Here is a 15,829-nt window from a genome sequence, read left to right as displayed (position 1 = left end):
CCGGCCAGGATGCCGGCCGCGATCAGGGCCAACAGGATCCCGAGCACCAGCAGAGTCCAGCCCCAGGCCCGCAGATCACCCACGACGATGTGGGCGCCGTCGACGAAGACGTGCGACCGGTTGATCGCGGCGATGCCGTTCAGGCCGTTGAAGAGCGCCAGGATGAACACCAGCACACCGGCGAAGGTCACCATGCCGCTCTGACAGCAGTGGCGCATGGCGGGCTTCTCGCTCGCACCGGTCGCCGAGGAAGCAGGAGACCCCATGAGACACCTCCAGTGCGGACACGCCCGTCCCCCGGTTGATGGGCGACGGGGACTTCCGCTGCGTGGCTCCTACCGACCAGCGTAGGCCCGCACCACGCGGGGGGCGCGGCGTGTCTCGCCCTCACCAGTGAAGATCGTCAACAGTATCCGGACAGTGATCCAGCGCCCGATCTCAGCCGTCGCCGACACTACCGTCCCCACTCGCGGAGAGATCCAGGGTGCAGGTCCAGGAGTCGGCGGCCGTCCTGCCTGCAGCCCGGCACTCGGGCCGCGGCGCGATCGACGCCGGGCCGCCCCGACACCGTTGAGCGCCTTGGCCTCCGTGCCGACCGCGCGACCGAGGGAGCGCCTGTCGGTCCGGGTGTCGCAGCGGCTTCACGGGCAGCATGCCTTGACACTTGTGCCACTTTCTCTATTGTGGCAGTTGTGCCACTTTTTAGATCCTGGGGCGGTGTCCCCGGCCGTTGCCTGATCCACATCGGCTATGCGGCGACCGGGGCCTATTTCGGCTGGCGCTGGGCGTTCGTGGAGCATGGCCCCGCGTGGCAGCGCGCCCTGCACTCGCTGGCCCTGATGGCTGTGCTCGCCGCCCTGGCGCAAACGGTCAGATGGCAGCGCCGTCGCCGCAGGGGCCCGGTCGGACCGCTCCGGCTGCCGCTGCGAAACCTGATCCTGGGCAAGGTGCTGCTGGTCGTCCTGGCGCTCGGTGCCGGGCTCGTCCTCGACCGGTGGACGCCGGACGCCCAACTGATCGTGGGATCGGGCCTGTTCCTGGCGATCGCGCTCGTCGGGCCGGCCCTGCACCGGCGGCATGCCGCCATGCCCGCAGGCCTCCCGTCCCCGCAGAAACCACTGGAGGAATCCATGACCGACGCCACCGTCAACCGGGCAGTCCCGAGTGACCTGCCCGGCGTGCCCAGGCAGCGCGGCTGCCCCTTCGACCCGGCGCCCGAGTACGCCCGGCTGCGCGAGCAGGCTCCGATCAGCCGGATCTCCTTCCCCGGCGGCGGATCCGGCTGGCTGGCCACCCGGTACGAGGACGTCCGCGCGATACTGGCCGACCCCAGGTTTAGCTCACGGCTGAGCACCGCGGCGCCACACGTCCGTCCCGCGCCGGCGGCCCTGCCTGAGCAGCCGCTCCCGGGGGCACTGCTGCGCCTGGACGAACCGGAACACGCCCGCTACCGGCGCCCGGTCATGCGGGCGTTCACCGTCAAGCGCGTCCAGCAGCTTCGGCCGCGGATCCAGCAGATCGTCGACGAGCGACTGGACGCGATGGAACGGGGCGGCGGGCCGGTCGACCTGGTCGCCGAACTCGCTCTGCCGGTCACCTCGTTGGTCATCTGCGAACTACTCGGCGTCGACTACGACGACCGCGACACCTTCCACAGCCTGGCCGGCCGACTGCTGGCCATCGAATCCTCGCCCGAGGAGGCACAGCAGGCCAGGACGGAACTCGCCTCCTTCATCGCCGCCCTGGTCGCCGCCAAGCGCGAGCAGCCGGGTGACGACCTGCTCAGCGCCCTGATCGCCGAGGCCGACGCCGATCCGGAGAGCCCGCTGACCGACATCGCAGTCACCGTTCTGGGCTCGCTGCTGCTGATCGCCGGTCACGAGACCACCGCCAACATGATCGCGCTCGGCACCCTGACGCTGCTGGAGTCCCCCGACCAGCTCGCCGCCCTCCGCGGGGATCCGGCCCTGGCCGACCGAGCGGTCGAGGAACTGCTGCGCCATCTGACGATCATCCAGTTCGGCCTTGTCCGGGTGGCGGCCGAGGACCTCACCCTCCGCGGCCGGTCGATCAAGGCCGGCGAGTACGTCGTGGCCTCACTGCCCTCGGCCAACCGCGACCCCGGCCTCGGCATCGCGGAACCGGACCGGCTGGACATCACCCGCGACCCCGCCGCCCACGTCGCCTTCGGCTACGGCCCCCACCAGTGCCTGGGCCAGCAACTCGCGCGCGCCGAACTCCAGATCACGCTCACCTCGCTGTTCGCCCGCTTCCCGGGCCTGCGACTGGCCGTCCCGGCCGACCGGCTGCCGTTCCGCGACGACATGATCATCTACGGCCTGCACCAGCTGCCCGTCACCTGGTGAACCACGCCCCGACACCCCAGCAAGGACACCCCATGCGCATCACCCTCGACCAGGACCGCTGCTGCGGCGCGGGCACCTGCGTCATGACCGCTCCCGAGGTCTTCGACCAGCGCGACGACGGCATCGCCATCCTCCTCGACCCCAACCCGCCCACGCACCTGGACACTTCGGTCCGAGACGCGGCCGCCCGCTGCCCCGCCGCCGCCATCCGGGTGGAGGCCCGGTGAGCGAGCACACCCCGGTACCCTGCGAGGCTGGCGCATGAACACCGCACTGCGTCGCGTGGTGGTGGTCGGCGCCTCCGCCGCCGGGCTCACGGCGGCGGAAACACTCCGCCGCGAGGGCTACCAGGGCCGGCTGACCCTTCTCGGCGAGGAACCCCACCTCCCCTACGACAGACCGCCGTTGTCCAAGCAGATCCTGGCCGGCGACTGGCAGCCGACCGCCTCGGCCCTGCGCGGCCCGGGCGACTACGCCCGGCTCGATCTCGACCTACGGCCCGGCCGCCGGGCCGTAGCACTCGACCCCGACCGGCGCGGTGTCCGACTCGACGACGGCACGAGCCTCGACTACGACGGGCTGATCATCGCCACCGGTGTCACGCCCCGCCGACTGCCCACCGGGCACGACCTCGACGGCGTCCACGTCCTGCGCACCCTGGACGACGCCCTGCGTTTGCGCCAACACCTGCTGCGCCGGCCCACGCTCGCCGTCGTCGGCGGCGGGTTCACCGGCTCCGAGGTCGCCGCCACCGCCCGCACCCTCGGCCTGGAGACCACCCTGATCTGCCAGGGCCCCTCCCCGCTCGCCGAACGCCTCGGCCCCGACCTGGGCCGCATGGTGGCCCAGCTCCACACTGACCACGGCGTACGGCTGCGCACCGGCGTCCGCGTCACCTCCCTGATCGGGTCACACGGACAGGTGGCGGCGCTGCAACTGACCGACGGTTCCCTGGTGGAAGCCGACGCCGTGGTGGTGGCCATCGGCTCGACACCCGCCACCGACTGGCTGCGCGGCAGTGGCCTGCGCATCGGCGACGGCGTGCTCTGCGACGCGTACTGCCGGGCCGCGCCGGGCGTTTACGCCGCCGGGGACGTCGCCCGCTGGTACCACCCGCGCCTCGGCAGCACCCTGCGGCTGGAGCACCGTACCAACGCCGCCGAGCAGGCCATCGCCGCAGCACGCAACCTGCTCGGCGCCCACGAACCGTACGCACCGCTTCCCTACTTCTGGAGCAACCAGTACGACGCCAGGATCCAGGCGTACGGGACGTGCGTCGCCGGCGCGAAGATCGAGGTGGTTCAGGGTGACCCGGAGGAACGTTCCTTCGTCGCCCTCTACCAGACGCAGGGCCGCGTCACCGGCGCGCTCGGCTGGAACAGCCCCCGGGCGCTGCGCTCCCACCTCGCGGCCCTCACCCGGCCCGACCCTGCGGCCCTGGCCGGCTGACCGGTGGCGGCCCGGGGGAACCGTCACAGGTCCGCGCTCGCCTCGGCCAGCACCGCGAACGCGGTCGGTAGCAGCCGGGCGAAGGCGCCGACCGGCACCTCCTCGGTCTTGCGTCGCTCCCGCACCGTACGAACCACCGCACGCACCGCCGACATCGCCGTCATCGCCACCACGGCAGCTCGCAGATCCACATCAGGGCCGGGCGGCAACCGCTCCACGAGCTGCTTGGTGAGCCGGCTCTCCAACTGCACGAAGGCGTACACCAGCCGGTCCGTCACCAATGCCTCCGCACCCTCGATCGGATGGGCCAGCGCGACCAGGGTGGTCTGCGGGGCACTGGCCACCGCCGCCAGCACCGCCTCGCGCAACGCGACCAACGCGGGTTCCCCGTGCGGGCGGCTGGCCAGCTCGTGCACCATCCGGTCGAACGACTCCGCGAGATCCGGCAGCAGCAGGTCCTCCTTGCTGTCGAAGTAGCGGAAAAACGTCCGCGGCGACACCCCGGCCGCCTCGACGATCTCCGCGACCGTTGTCTCGGCGAACCCGCGCTCGGCGAACAGCCGCGCGGCCGCGGCACGCAGCGCCTCCCGGGTCTCGGCCTTCTTGCGTTCCCGCAGCCCAGCGGAAGGGGTGCCATCGGATCGAGCCATGCCAGAACAGTACGCGAGATGACCGCTACGCCGGTCAGCACATACCTCCGAAGCCGCACGTCGTCGCGGGATCCGGCGGCGTGCTGCCGGCCGCGGCGCCCGGCGCCGGGCCGGTCTCTGTGCTGGTCGTGCTCGCGGTGATCGCGGCGGGCGCCGACCTGCCGATGTTGATCAGTGCGGGCGTACTGGCCTGCGGTGTGCTCGGGCTGGCCGTGGGTTCCGCGCTCGGCCCGCTTCCGGCCCACGCCCAGGCACTGGAAGTGGGGAGCGCGATGTGTGGTGTGGACCAGTCATCGAATTTGTTCGTGCGCCCTGCTACGTTCTCTGGTCACGAACGTGGGCGTGGAACGCCTGACAGCCGCAGCGCTGGCGGTTGCAGTGCTCGGGGGCGCATCGGCGTGTTCTTCGAGTGGCGCCGCACCCCCTCCGGCGGCTGGCTCTCCACCGCCCCCGCGAAGATCACGGCGGAGGCCAACCTCCTCGGCACGAGCGTCAGCGAGTGCCGCTGCTCCCGGTGGACCCGCGCGCGGCGGCCCGCCGCCCTCCGTCTACGACCGCTCGGACTGCCCGGCGAACTCCAGGACGGTGACCGAGGGACGACGGCCGGCCAGGAACGGAACGGTGAGCGCGAGCGGCAACAGGGCGCCGACCAGCCCACGCCCGCCGACCGGCCGGACATCCCGCACTCTGGCGATTGCCGGACTGGCGGTGCGGAGCTTGGCCCGCTCGCCCGCGTCCATCGCCCACGGCATCGGCGGCGCCTGGTAGCCGTGGGCGCGCACCTTCCCGGTCAGGGTGAGTCGGCTGAACCAGCGCGGCACGGCGTCCAGCACGAGCGAGCCGCCCGGGAACCGCTCGGCGCAGCCTGCGATCAGGGATTTCACCCGGGCCGGCGGAAGGTACATCAACAAGCCTTGGGTTGCTTCCAGCACGGCGGTACAGGTCGACCAACCCTTAGCGGCAGATGGGTGTTTGCTGGAGGTATGTCGATGATCGTCGGTACCTCGGGTTGGCAGTACGACGACTGGCGCGGGGTGCTCTATCCGGAAGGGACACCCAAGCGACGCTGGCTGGAGGAGTACGCCGAGCGGTTCGCCACGGTGGAGAGCAATGCCGCCTTCTACCGTTTGCCCTCACCGGACACCTTCGCCGACTGGCACGCCCGTACCCCGGAGGGTTTCGTGTTCGCGGTGAAGGCCAGCCGCTACCTCACCCACATCAAGCGCCTGCACGAGCCGGCCGAGCCGGTCCAGCGGCTGCTCGCGGCGGCGCAGGGGCTCGGGGAGCGACTCGGCCCGGTGCTGCTCCAGCTGCCGCCCACGCTGCACGCGGATGCCGAGCTGCTGGACGGCTGTCTGGCCGCCTTCCCGGCGGGCGTGCGGGTCGCCGTCGAGCCGCGGCACCCGTCCTGGTGGACGCCGGAGATCCGTGCGGTGCTGACCGGCCGGGCCGCCGCACTGTGCTGGGCGGACCGGGAGTCACGCCCGGTCACCCCGCTGTGGCGGACCTGCGAATGGGGCTATCTGCGCTGCCACGCCGGTCGGGCCCGGCCCTGGCCCCGGTACGGGCGGCAGGCGCTGGCCGGATGGGTGGGCCGAATCGCCGACAGCTGGGCGGACTCGGCCGAGGTTTACGTGTACTTCAACAACGACCTGGGCGGTGCGGCGGTGCTCGACGCGAGCGCGTTCGCGGCCGCCGCCGCGCGGGCGGGCCGTACCGTGACCCGGACACCGTAGGGAGTGGGCGATGATCCGCAGCCGAGTGATCGTCTCCGGCGAGGTGCAGGGGGTCTTCTACCGCGACACCTGCCGTCACGAAGCAACCGCGCAGGGCGTGCGGGGCTGGGTACGGAACCTGCCGGACGGCACGGTCGAGGCCGTGTTCGAGGGGAGCTCGGCCGCCGTCCATCGGCTGGTCGAGTGGACCAGGCAGGGGCCGCCACTGGCCATCGTGGACCGGGTCCTCGTCTGGGAAGAACAGCCCGAGTGCCTGACGGGCTTCGAGATCCGGGCAACGCCCTGGCGCGGCTAGGAGCCCTCCGGCCGCGGTCAACGCTCCGGACCTTCGACGGAACGGTCGGTGCGCGATCCACGCCCACCCGCACGAAGCCGAGGACGCGACGGTCGCCGGGATCGCGCTCGACGTCACGGACGGGGACGCGTGATGCCGCAGATGCTGACCGACCTGCTGGATCCCTTACGCGACGGCGAGCACCGGATCGTCTTCCCCGAGGCCGGCCAGCCGTCAGCGGTGGACGGGACCGACCTGAGTAGACCCTCGTACGCGATCCGCGCGGAGGACGGGTGCTGCGGGGACGACGGAGCGCTCATCGCGGCGGCACCTGTGCAGCAACGTGCTGAACCGTGCGGCCGCCGCCACACGGCCCGGGGACCCCGACCATCGGAGCCGCCGCCCCCTGACTCGTCCGGCCCGGTGGCCGCCAAGGCTCGCCCGCTGCGCCGTCAACCAATCTCCTGCGGGCGGGCGACGGTCGTGGCCGTCGCGGTGGCCCGCGCGTACGCGGCGGCGCGGATCTTGGAGGGACCGCAGGCCCGCACCATGATCCGGCCACCGGTCCGCGCCACCGGGCGGTCCCAGAGCGCGCGGACCAACCATGGCCGGTGCACCGCGAGTTCGACCCTGGCCCAGTCCGGAAGCAGGTCGATCGCGGCGTTCGTCAGCACCCGGACGGCAACGCGTTCGCGACGGCCTCGGCCGAAGCCGCGCAGCAGTCGCAGCACCTCCAGGGCAGGCGGCGTGACCCTCAGCTCAGGCCGGATCCGGGCCAGGTAGGCCGCCACCTCGGCGCGCGACCCGGGTATTGAGGTGGCGCCCAACCGTTCGGCGACGCACGCGGCCTCGGCGTAGTAGCGGTCGCACTCGGCGGCGGTCAGCGGGGTGGCGGCGAGGGTCTGGTAGCCGGTCAGGAAGTTTCCGGCAAGACCGCTGCCGCCTCGGTGATGAAGTACCTGCTGACCGGCGAGGACGGCCCTGTGGTCGACACCGGTCCGAACGCCGACCAGCGCCGGGTCCACAAGGTCTATGATCGCTCGGGCTGCCCGGCGAACTCCAGGACGGTGACCGAGGGACGACGGTCGGCCACCAACGGGACGGTGAGCGCGAGCGGCAGCAGCGCTCCGACCAACCCACGACCGCAGACCGGCCGGACATCCCGCACCGCAGCGATCGCCGGACTGGCCGTGCGGAGCTTGGCCCGCTCATCCGCGTCCATCGCCCACGGCATCGGGGGCACCTGGTAGCCATGGGTACGCATCCTGCCGCTCAGGGTGAGCCGGCTGAACCAGCGCGGCACGGCGTCCAGAACCAGCGAGCCGCCCGGGAATCGCTCGGCACAGCCCGCGATCAGGACCCGCACCTGGGCCGGTTGGAGATACATCAACAGACCTTGTGCGCTGACCAGTACCTCGCGGTTGCGGTCCACCTCCTCGGTCCAACCGAGTTCGGTGGCATCGGCGGCCAGGTATCGCTGGCGTGCGCCGGGCGGCAACAGCTCCTCGCGCAGCGCCACCAAGTCAGGCAGGTCCACGCTCAGCCAGCGGGCCCGCCCGTTGTCGACCCGCCAGTACTGGGTCTCCAGGCCCTCTCCCAGGCAGACCACGGTGCCGCGCGGCTCCCGAGCCAGGAAGTCGGCCACCTCGCGGTCGAAGCAGGCCACATGCAGGGCCTGGAGCTGGGCCTGGGTGCCGCTGGTGCCGAACCGCTCCGCGAAGGGGTAGCTGATCCGGTCGACCAACTCGACGGCCTTGGGGTCGTGGAGCACGGTGTCCGGCCGGCGCGCCTCCAGCGCCCGGTGCCACAGCGTCCACAGCGCCGTCTCGGGCACCTGCCCCAACTCCGGCCGCTCCCCGCCGCTCATACAGACACCTCCGTGTAAAGCCCCGTCATGAACCCGCCGATTCTGCCACCCCGGCCACACGCCCCGTCCCGCCGACGCGCCGACGCCGCGGTCCGACGCGGATCGCCGGCTCGCCCTCACCGCGGGCCGGCTCCCCGCCTGCGCCACCGCTCCGCAGGCGCGTCCGCCGACAGTGCCTCAGCCGATGCTGAAGGCGCCGTCCGGCGGGGGCGGGGAGTCGGTGGCGTCCGCGTCCGTCACCGGGGCGGTACGGCCGACCAGGGCGGACAGGTCCTCGCCCGCGGTGAGCCGGGCCGGGAAGATGTCGCCCGCCAGCAGCCGGCTCAGTTCCGTCGTCGGCAGCGGCGCCGTCGAACCGGCCAGCAGGATGTTGCCGTACCGGCGCCCGCGCAGCACCGGGGCCTCGGCCACCAGGCAGACGTACGGGAACACCGCCCGCACCGTCGCCGCCTGCGCCTTGGCGAAGGCCAGCGGCGGGCCGTCCGCCAGGTTGGCGGCGTAGCAGCCGCCCTTGCGCAACGCGGTCGCGGCCAGCCGCAGGAACTCCACCGAGGTGAGGTGGGCCGGGGTGCGGGAGCCGTGGAAGACGTCCGCGATCACCAGGTCCTGGCTGCCCGCCGGGGTCGCGGCCAGCGCCTCCCGGGCGTCGCCGACCGTCGCGGTGATGTCCGCACCGGGCCCCTGCCAGGGCAGGTGCTCGGCGACCAGGTCGAGCAGCGGCCCGTCCACCTCCACCACCCGCTGCCGCGAGCCGGGCCGGGTGGCGGCCAGGTAGCGCGGCAGCGTCAGCGCGCCGCCGCCGAGGTGCAGTACGTCCAGCGGCTGCCCGGCGGAGGCGAGGGCGTCGGCGAGGTGGCCGAGCCTGCGGGTGTACTCGAACTCCAGGTGGGTCGGGTCGGCGAGGTCGACGTACGACTGCGGGGTTCCGTCCAGGGTGAGCAGCCAGCCGCCGTCCCGGTCGATGTCCGGCATCAGTTTGGCGAAGCCGAGGTCCGTCCGCCGTCCGACCGGCACCGGCTCGTCCGTCACGCGTTCTCCCCCACCGGCACGTCCAGGTAGGCGGCCAGCCAGCGGTCCAGCTCGGCGAACACCTCGGTGCGGGCCGCCTCACCGGAGAGCACCAGGTCGTGCATGCCGCCCTTGATCCGCACGATCGTCACGTGCTGGCCGAGCCTCGGCCCCTCGGCGGCGATGTCGTCGGCGCGCAGCACCGCGTCGGCATGGTGCAGGGCGTTGTGCCACTTGGTGGTGGAGATCGACCGCGTCGAGGCCATCAGCAGCACCGGCACATCGATCCCGAGCCCGCGCCGCAGCTGCCGGTGCCCCTGGTGGATCGCCGCCAGCCACCCCGCGAACAGCGGGAAGCCCTCGGCCGGCTTGAGCGTGAGGTCGAAGTCCCACTCGCCCTTGTGGTCCTTGTGCAGGCTGTGGGTGTAGTGCGGGTTCAGCGAGGACGGCAGGACGCGGGTCGGCGCCAGCTTCCCGATCGCCGTGACCACCGGACCGCCGGCGGTCCGGACGGCCGGCGCGGCCGGCATCGACAGGAACGGACTGTTCAGGAACAGCCCGTCCACCACCCCGCGCCCGGCCCGACGCCCGGCCCACAGCGCGGCCACCAGCCCACCGGTGGAGTGCCCGTTCAGCAGCAGCTGCCCGTGCCCGTCCACCTCCCTGATGATCCGCACCGCCTCGTCGATCTCCTCGTCGTACTCGGCGAGGTCGCGGACGAAGTTCGGCGACTGGTGCGGCTGCAGCGAGCGCCCGTACTTGCGCAGGTCCAGGGCGTAGAAGGAGAACCCGAGCGCCGTGTAGTGGTCGGCCAGGTTGGTCTGAAAGAAGTAGTCGTTGTACCCGTGGATGTACAGGACCGCCCGGTCCGCCCCCGGCACCGGCCGCCGTACGAGGGTCGCGCAGACCGTTCCTTCGTCGTCGGACCGCAGCGCCAGCTCCGCCGCCTCATAGGGGGCGCCGAGGATGTCTTCCCGAAACTCCATCTGCCCTGAACCCGTCCCTCTGCTCCGCCCGCCCTTTGCGGCAGGTGACCACCCGTTCCGAGTCACGACGATACCGGCCGGTAGGTGCGGGGCGCGCGGCGGCGGTTGCCACCGGACGGACTCCCCCGTTCGGCCCGATCGGAACGTTCCCGGGTCGAATACCCGCCCGGGGTAGCCGTCCGCGCCTCCTGACGCCTGCTGTGCGCCGGTGGCCATGTGGAACGCTTCCCGGACAGACGAGGCGAGTTGGGGAGTTTGCATGCAGCACGGGCATACCGATCCGTCGCTCTACCGTTCGGCGGCGGAGGCGATCGCCGCGCCGCCGGAGAAGCTGGCGTACGTGGCCGGGTTCGACCGGTCGGCGCAGCAGCCGGACGCGTTGCTCACGGTCGACACCGATCCGGCGTCGGCGAGCTACGGGAAGGTGCTCAACTTCGCCGAACTGCCCACCCTGGGCGATGAGTTGCACCACTTCGGGTGGAACGCCTGCTCCAGCGCGCTCGCGCACGCCTGCCACGAGAACCCGGAGCGGCGCTATCTGCTCCTCCCCGGGCTGCGGTCGTCCCGGCTGCATGTGATGGACACCCGGCCCGACCCGGTCCGGCCACGGCTGGTGAAGACCGTGGAGGCGAAGGAGCTGGCCGCCAAGGCGGGCTACTCGCGGCCTCACACCCTGCACTGCGGACCGGACGGCGTGTTCATGTCCTGCCTCGGTTCCGGGGACGGCGACGACGGGCCGGGCGGGGTGGCGCTGCTCGACCACAGCACCTTCGAGGTGCTCCGGCCCTGGGAGACCGAGCGCGGTCCGCAGCATTTCGCGTACGACGTCTGGTGGCACCTCGGTACCGGTGTCGGGGTGACCAGCGAGTGGGGCACCCCGTGGATGGTCGAGGACGGGGTGCTGCCCGAGCAGTTGTTGGCCCGCACGTACGGGCATGCGCTGCACTTCTGGGAGTTGGGCACCGGGCGGCACCTGCAGCGGATCGACCTCGGGGACCAGTACCAGATGGTGCTGGAGCTGCGCCCGGCGCACGATCCGCAGGCGGAGTGGGGGTTCGCCGGGGTGGTGACGAATGTCGAGGACCTCTCGTCCTCGGTGTGGCTCTGGTACCGGGAGGGGCCGGCGTTCACCGCGCGCAAGGTGATCGAGATCCCCGCCGAGCCGGCCAAGGCCGAGGAACTGCCGTCCGCGCTGCGGCCGTTCGGGGCGGTGCCGCCGCTGGTGACGGACATCAACCTGTCGGTGGACGACCGCTGGCTGTACGTGTCGGCCTGGGGCACCGGCGAGTTGTTCCAGTACGACGTCTCGGATCCGTTCCACCCCCGGCTGGCCTCCTCGGTGCGCCTCGGTGGGGTGGTCGCCCGGACGCCGCACCCGGCCGAGCCGGGGCGGCCGTTGAGCGGGGCGCCACAGATGGTGGAGATCAGCCGGGACGGGCGGCGGCTGTACCTGACCAACTCCCTCTACGGCGCCTGGGACGACCAGTTCTACCCGGACGGCATCGACCCCTGGCTGGTCAAGCTGGACGCCGACCCCGAGACCGGCGGGCTGAGCGTCGACGAGCGTTTCTTCCCGAACGGCACTGACTTCCGGGGCCTGCGCGTCCACCAGACCCACCTGGCGGGCGGCGACGCCTCCTCGGATTCCTACTGCTACCGGTAGTGGGCCGCCAGCAATCGGGCTACCGGTAGAGCACCTGGTCGTACCGCACCTGCGCCAACGGCAGCCCCGCCGACAGCAGTTCGGAGCGCACCGAGGCGACCATCCCGGCCGGTCCGCTGACACAGGCGAGGTGCTCGCGCCAGTCCCCTGCGGCCGCCACCGTGTCGGCGAACCGGCCGGCGGTGACCGGGGTGAGCGACAGCCACGGCTTGTGCAGGCCGAGTTCGACCATCGCCTGCCAGTCGTAGAGGTCCGACCGGTCGCGCGCGCCGACGAAGAGGTGGACCCGGCGGCCGGGCGGGCGGTGGGCGGCCTGCTGCTCGACGATGGCCTTCATCGGGGCGAGCCCGGTGCCGCCCGCGATCAGCAGCAGGTCGCGGGCGTCACCGTCGGGCAGCAGGCTGCCGCGCGGCGGGCCGAGGCGCAGCCGGTCGCCGACGGCGGTGTGCTCGACCAGGGCCGCGCTGACGCCGCCGGGGCCGGTGCGGCGGACGTGGAACTCCAGCTCGTTGTCGGTGCGCGGGGCACAGCCCATCGAGTACTGCCGCCAGGTGTGCGGCAGCGCCGGGTGCTCGACGGTGCCGTACTGTCCGGCGCGGTAGGGGTAGGGCTCGCCGGTGCGCACCCGCAGCACGGCGAGGTCAGGGCGGCGGCGCTCGTGGCCGGTCACCACGGCGTGCCAGTACGGGGGTTCGGTGAGTGCGGAGTCGGCGCCGGCGACCATCGCGCCGACGGCGAAGCGCAGCATCCGCACCCAGGCGGCTTCCAGTTCCTCGGTCCAGCGTTCGCCGGCCCGGTGCCGGATCGCCACGCACAGGGCTTCCTCGAAGGCCTCGTAGTGGACCGGTCGAACGCCCAGTTTCCGGTGGTCGCGGCCGAGTTGACGGAGCATCTGCTCCAGTTCGACGGGGCGGTGCAGGTGGGCGATCAGGTGGTGGAAGATCCGTTCCAGGTGGGCCTGCTGGAACTCCATCGAGGCGGGGAAGAGCGGTCGCAGGTACGGGCGGCGGCGGAACATGACCGTGTAGAGGTGGTCGATCAGCTCCGCGAGCGGGGCGACCTGGTCGAGGCCACCGCGGATCAGGTGCTGGTCTCTCGCTCCGTCGTAGCCCTCGCTGGCGCCGAAGCCGTAGTCAGCTCCGGGCTCGGACCCCGACGGCGAGGCGGGGGTGAGGAGTTGGCGCCGCAGTCTCATCGCGTGGTGGCGGGCGATCAGACGGTCGTACTCGGCGGTGCCGATGGCGGTGGCGGTGGCCTTGCTGCTGCTGTTGTCCATGACATGCCCAGTCAACTGCCGCCCACCGGGCACGAGAAGGGCCGATCGCCCCGGACGGACCCGGGACCATCGGCCCTCCGTCGACGAACCAGTAACCGAACCCTCCCGACGCCTACCGGCTCTGCTCGGCGGCCTGCCCAGCCGCCTCCCCCGATTCCGCCCGCAGCTCGGTGGCCGCCCAACTCGCCAGCAGCCGGAGGGACTCGGCGGAGGCGGAGCCCGGTTCGGCGTGGTAGGTGACCAGCACCTGGTCGCCGTCCCCGGCCGGGCGCAGCGTCTCGTACTGCAGGCTGAGCCGCCCGACCACCGGGTGGTGCAGCTGCTTGACGCCGTGGCCCTTGTCCTGGATCTGGTGGGTGGCCCACAGCCGGCGGAAGTCGTCGCTCTTGACGGAGAGTTCGCCGATCAGCGAGGCGAGCCGCGGGTCGTCCGGGTCGCGTCCGGCGTCCAGGCGCAGGATGCCGACCACATCGGTGGCCTTGCTCTCCCAGTCCTGGTAGAGATCGCGGGCGGCCGGGTCGAGGAAGACGTGCCAGGCCATGTTGCGCTGCTCTGGCAGCATCGCGGCGAAGTCCCCGAGCAGCGCGGTGCCGAGCCGGTTCCAGGCGATGATGTCCAGCCGCCGCCCGAGCACGTACGCGGGCACGCCCTCCATCGCGTCCAGCAGCTGCTGAAGCGCGGGCCGCACCCGCTGCGGGCGGGCGGCGGCGCGGCCGGGGCGGCGGCGGGCGGGCTTGGTGAGCCGGCCGAGGTGGTCGCGCTCGGCGGGGCTGAGCCGCAGCACCCGGGCGATGGCGTCCAGGACGGCGGCGGAGACGTTCTCGCCGTGGCCCTGTTCGAGCCGGGTGTAGTAGGCGGTGCTGACTCCGGCCAGCTGGGCCAGCTCCTCGCGGCGCAGTCCGGGCACCCGCCGACGGGTGGTGGTGTCCGGCAGGCCCACGTCCTCGGGCCGCAGCCGGGCGCGGCGGGATCGGAGGAACTCGCTGAGTTCGGTGCGCTGGTCCATGACTGCAGTATGCGGGCGATCCGGCGCGGCCGGGGGCGGCTGAGGGTGATACTGCCATGCGTACGTTGCGCAGACGTACGTTCCGCTTCCCTACGCCTCGCGGTCGTACGTCCGGCCTTCGTACGCCCCGCCTTCGTACGACGATCTCTGGTCTGGTTGGCCTTCCGGCGCCGCCGCAGTCTTGTGGTCATGACGAACGAGACGAACACGACGAACACGACGACGCAGAGCACGAACGGCACCACCCGCACCGTCGCCGCCTACGCGGCGCAGCAGCCCGACGCCCCGCTGGCGAAGACCACCGTCACCCGCCGGGCCGTCGGCGAGCACGATATCGTGATCGACATCAAGTACTCCGGCATCTGCCACTCGGACATCCACCAGGTCGGCGAGGACTGGGGCACCGGGATCTTCCCGATGGTCCCGGGCCACGAGATCGCCGGCGTGGTCAGCGAGGTCGGCCCGGGCGTCACCCGCTGGCAGGTCGGCGACCGGGTCGGGGTCGGCTGCTTCGTCGACTCCTGCCGGGAGTGCGACAACTGCAAGGCTGGCCTGCAGCAGTACTGCACCGGCGAGGGCGGCGTCGTCTTCACCTACAACGCCATGGGCAAGGACGGCCTGCCGACCTACGGCGGCTACGCCGCGGAGCTGGTGGTGGACGAGGCGTACGCGCTGAGCATCCCCGACGACCTGCCGTTGGACGCCGCCGCGCCGCTGCTGTGCGCGGGCATCACGCTGTACTCTCCGCTGGCCCACTGGGGCGCCGGCCCGGGCAAGAAGGTCGCGATCGTGGGCCTCGGCGGCCTCGGCCACATGGGCGTGAAGATCGCCCACGCGATGGGCGCGGAGGTCACCGTGCTCAGCCAGTCGCTGCGCAAGCGCGAGGATGGCCTCAAGCTCGGCGCCGACCACTACCGGGCCACCTCCGACCCGGCGACCTTCAGCGAGCTCGCGGGCACCTTCGACCTGATCGTCAACACCGTCTCCGCCGACCTCGACCTGAGCGCCTACCTGGGCCTGCTGCGCACCGACGGCACCATCGTGCAGGTCGGCATGCCGGAGAAGCCTGTCACGATGCACCCGTTCCCGCTGGCCATCGGGCGCCGCTCGCTGGCCGGTTCGATGATCGGCGGGCTGCCGGAGACCCAGGAGATGCTGGACTTCTGCGGTGAGCACGGCATCACCGCGGAGATCGAGCTGATCCGGGCCGAGCAGATCAACGAGGCCTACCGGCGGGTGCTGGACGGCGACGTCCGGTTCCGCTTCGTGATCGACGCCTCGACCATCTGATCAGCCGACCGTCTGATCCACAGACCGGCTGACGGACCGCCCCGCGCCCGTGGTGCTCTCCCACCACCAGGGCGCGGGGCGCCGCCGTTTATCCGCGGCTGCGGGTCAGACCCCCCGCCTCGGCCTCAGCCGCCTTGGCCCCGGCGGCCGCCCGGCGCTCCGCGCGCCGGTCCTCCCGCCGCTGCCGCCCACGGCGCAGCGGCTGGTCGGGCATCCAGCCGAAGGTCAGACAGGCGCCCACCACACCGAGCAGCATCC

16 protein-coding genes are annotated in these 15,829 nt (G+C 72.3%); 7 read left to right on the top strand and 9 right to left on the bottom strand.

Going from position 1 to position 15,829, the window contains the following annotated elements; genetic code table 11:
• On the bottom strand, nucleotides 1-266 hold a 266-nt coding region (locus ACWC9T_RS37050; RefSeq protein WP_449825442.1), incomplete at its 3' end, for a DUF7144 family membrane protein.
• A 426-nt stretch (nucleotides 267-692) separates the two neighbouring features.
• Here ACWC9T_RS37050 and ACWC9T_RS37045 point away from each other — a divergent pair.
• The 3 genes from ACWC9T_RS37045 to ACWC9T_RS37035 are packed head-to-tail and all read left to right on the top strand — an operon-like array spanning nucleotide 693 to nucleotide 3,815.
• Nucleotides 693-2,366: a cytochrome P450 gene (locus ACWC9T_RS37045; RefSeq protein ID WP_449825441.1), complete on the top strand. Its 1,674-nt coding sequence runs from the start codon at nucleotides 693-695 to the stop codon at nucleotides 2,364-2,366.
• 32 nt (nucleotides 2,367-2,398) lie between these two features.
• Nucleotides 2,399-2,593 carry a ferredoxin gene (locus ACWC9T_RS37040; protein ID WP_449825440.1) on the top strand — a complete coding sequence of 65 codons (195 nt, stop codon included), beginning with the start codon at nucleotides 2,399-2,401 and terminating at the stop codon, nucleotides 2,591-2,593.
• 34 nt (nucleotides 2,594-2,627) lie between these two features.
• Nucleotides 2,628-3,815: an NAD(P)/FAD-dependent oxidoreductase gene (locus ACWC9T_RS37035; protein ID WP_449825439.1), complete on the top strand. Its 1,188-nt coding sequence runs from the start codon at nucleotides 2,628-2,630 to the stop codon at nucleotides 3,813-3,815.
• Between the two features lie 23 nt (nucleotides 3,816-3,838).
• On the opposite strand, the gene ACWC9T_RS37030 is transcribed toward ACWC9T_RS37035, so the two are convergent.
• Entirely contained in the window at nucleotides 3,839-4,465 is a 627-nt protein-coding gene (locus ACWC9T_RS37030; RefSeq protein ID WP_449825438.1) for a TetR family transcriptional regulator, read from the bottom strand.
• A 548-nt stretch (nucleotides 4,466-5,013) separates the two neighbouring features.
• Nucleotides 5,014-5,370 carry a hypothetical protein gene (locus ACWC9T_RS37025; RefSeq protein WP_449825437.1) on the bottom strand — a complete coding sequence of 119 codons (357 nt, stop codon included), beginning with the start codon at nucleotides 5,368-5,370 and terminating at the stop codon, nucleotides 5,014-5,016.
• Between the two features lie 78 nt (nucleotides 5,371-5,448).
• Here ACWC9T_RS37025 and ACWC9T_RS37020 point away from each other — a divergent pair, with 78 nt between their 5' ends.
• Both ACWC9T_RS37020 and ACWC9T_RS37015 read left to right on the top strand, forming a co-directional pair.
• Nucleotides 5,449-6,201, top strand: a complete 753-nt coding sequence (locus tag ACWC9T_RS37020) for a DUF72 domain-containing protein (RefSeq protein WP_449825436.1) — start codon at nucleotides 5,449-5,451, stop codon at nucleotides 6,199-6,201.
• Between the two features lie 10 nt (nucleotides 6,202-6,211).
• Nucleotides 6,212-6,496 carry an acylphosphatase gene (locus tag ACWC9T_RS37015; RefSeq protein WP_449825435.1) on the top strand — a complete coding sequence of 95 codons (285 nt, stop codon included), beginning with the start codon at nucleotides 6,212-6,214 and terminating at the stop codon, nucleotides 6,494-6,496.
• A gap of 431 nt (nucleotides 6,497-6,927) precedes the next feature.
• Here the strand turns inward: ACWC9T_RS37015 and ACWC9T_RS37010 are convergent, their stop codons facing one another.
• The 4 genes from ACWC9T_RS37010 to ACWC9T_RS36995 all read right to left on the bottom strand — a co-directional run bounded on the left by ACWC9T_RS37010 (nucleotide 6,928) and on the right by ACWC9T_RS36995 (nucleotide 10,336).
• Complete coding sequence (locus tag ACWC9T_RS37010) at nucleotides 6,928-7,500, bottom strand: oxygenase MpaB family protein (RefSeq protein WP_449825434.1); 573 nt, start codon at nucleotides 7,498-7,500, stop codon at nucleotides 6,928-6,930.
• A gap of 5 nt (nucleotides 7,501-7,505) precedes the next feature.
• Nucleotides 7,506-8,342 carry a class I SAM-dependent methyltransferase gene (locus tag ACWC9T_RS37005; protein WP_449825433.1) on the bottom strand — a complete coding sequence of 279 codons (837 nt, stop codon included), beginning with the start codon at nucleotides 8,340-8,342 and terminating at the stop codon, nucleotides 7,506-7,508.
• A 177-nt stretch (nucleotides 8,343-8,519) separates the two neighbouring features.
• On the bottom strand, nucleotides 8,520-9,314 hold the full coding sequence (locus tag ACWC9T_RS37000; RefSeq protein WP_449825443.1) for a spermidine synthase: 795 nt from the start codon (nucleotides 9,312-9,314) through the stop codon (nucleotides 8,520-8,522).
• Nucleotides 9,315-9,367: 53 nt separating this feature from the next.
• Entirely contained in the window at nucleotides 9,368-10,336 is a 969-nt protein-coding gene (locus ACWC9T_RS36995; RefSeq protein ID WP_449825432.1) for an alpha/beta hydrolase, read from the bottom strand.
• 259 nt (nucleotides 10,337-10,595) lie between these two features.
• On the opposite strand from ACWC9T_RS36995, the gene ACWC9T_RS36990 reads away from it, so the two are divergent.
• Nucleotides 10,596-11,999 carry a selenium-binding protein SBP56-related protein gene (locus ACWC9T_RS36990; protein ID WP_449825431.1) on the top strand — a complete coding sequence of 468 codons (1,404 nt, stop codon included), beginning with the start codon at nucleotides 10,596-10,598 and terminating at the stop codon, nucleotides 11,997-11,999.
• Nucleotides 12,000-12,018: 19 nt separating this feature from the next.
• On the opposite strand, the gene ACWC9T_RS36985 is transcribed toward ACWC9T_RS36990, so the two are convergent.
• Together ACWC9T_RS36985 and ACWC9T_RS36980 are read right to left on the bottom strand one after the other, a co-directional pair.
• Entirely contained in the window at nucleotides 12,019-13,275 is a 1,257-nt protein-coding gene (locus ACWC9T_RS36985; RefSeq protein ID WP_449825430.1) for a globin domain-containing protein, read from the bottom strand.
• Between the two features lie 112 nt (nucleotides 13,276-13,387).
• Entirely contained in the window at nucleotides 13,388-14,281 is an 894-nt protein-coding gene (locus ACWC9T_RS36980; protein ID WP_449825429.1) for a helix-turn-helix domain-containing protein, read from the bottom strand.
• Nucleotides 14,282-14,470: 189 nt separating this feature from the next.
• Here ACWC9T_RS36980 and ACWC9T_RS36975 point away from each other — a divergent pair, with 189 nt between their 5' ends.
• Nucleotides 14,471-15,571, top strand: a complete 1,101-nt coding sequence (locus tag ACWC9T_RS36975; RefSeq protein ID WP_449825428.1) for an NAD(P)-dependent alcohol dehydrogenase — start codon at nucleotides 14,471-14,473, stop codon at nucleotides 15,569-15,571.
• Nucleotides 15,572-15,829 lie beyond the last annotated feature (258 nt).

The sequence above is a fragment of the Kitasatospora sp. NPDC001159 genome (assembly GCF_053598235.1).
This window is presented reverse-complemented; position numbering and strand designations above follow the sequence as displayed.

Excerpts from the sequence above, each read along its gene's own strand:
- ACWC9T_RS37040 (WP_449825440.1), top strand. The coding sequence starts at position 2,399 with ATGCGCATCACCCTCGACCAGGACCGCTGCTGCGGCGCGGGCACCTGC.
- ACWC9T_RS37035 (WP_449825439.1), top strand. The coding sequence starts at position 2,628 with ATGAACACCGCACTGCGTCGCGTGGTGGTGGTCGGCGCCTCCGCCGCC.
- ACWC9T_RS37030 (WP_449825438.1), bottom strand. The coding sequence starts at position 4,465 with ATGGCTCGATCCGATGGCACCCCTTCCGCTGGGCTGCGGGAACGCAAG.
- ACWC9T_RS37025 (WP_449825437.1), bottom strand. The coding sequence starts at position 5,370 with ATGTACCTTCCGCCGGCCCGGGTGAAATCCCTGATCGCAGGCTGCGCC.
- ACWC9T_RS37020 (WP_449825436.1), top strand. The coding sequence starts at position 5,449 with ATGTCGATGATCGTCGGTACCTCGGGTTGGCAGTACGACGACTGGCGC.
- ACWC9T_RS37015 (WP_449825435.1), top strand. The coding sequence starts at position 6,212 with ATGATCCGCAGCCGAGTGATCGTCTCCGGCGAGGTGCAGGGGGTCTTC.
- ACWC9T_RS37005 (WP_449825433.1), bottom strand. The coding sequence starts at position 8,342 with ATGAGCGGCGGGGAGCGGCCGGAGTTGGGGCAGGTGCCCGAGACGGCG.
- ACWC9T_RS37000 (WP_449825443.1), bottom strand. The coding sequence starts at position 9,314 with ATGCCGGACATCGACCGGGACGGCGGCTGGCTGCTCACCCTGGACGGA.
- ACWC9T_RS36995 (WP_449825432.1), bottom strand. The coding sequence starts at position 10,336 with ATGGAGTTTCGGGAAGACATCCTCGGCGCCCCCTATGAGGCGGCGGAG.
- ACWC9T_RS36990 (WP_449825431.1), top strand. The coding sequence starts at position 10,596 with ATGCAGCACGGGCATACCGATCCGTCGCTCTACCGTTCGGCGGCGGAG.
- ACWC9T_RS36985 (WP_449825430.1), bottom strand. The coding sequence starts at position 13,275 with ATGGACAACAGCAGCAGCAAGGCCACCGCCACCGCCATCGGCACCGCC.
- ACWC9T_RS36980 (WP_449825429.1), bottom strand. The coding sequence starts at position 14,281 with ATGGACCAGCGCACCGAACTCAGCGAGTTCCTCCGATCCCGCCGCGCC.
- ACWC9T_RS36975 (WP_449825428.1), top strand. The coding sequence starts at position 14,471 with ATGACGAACGAGACGAACACGACGAACACGACGACGCAGAGCACGAAC.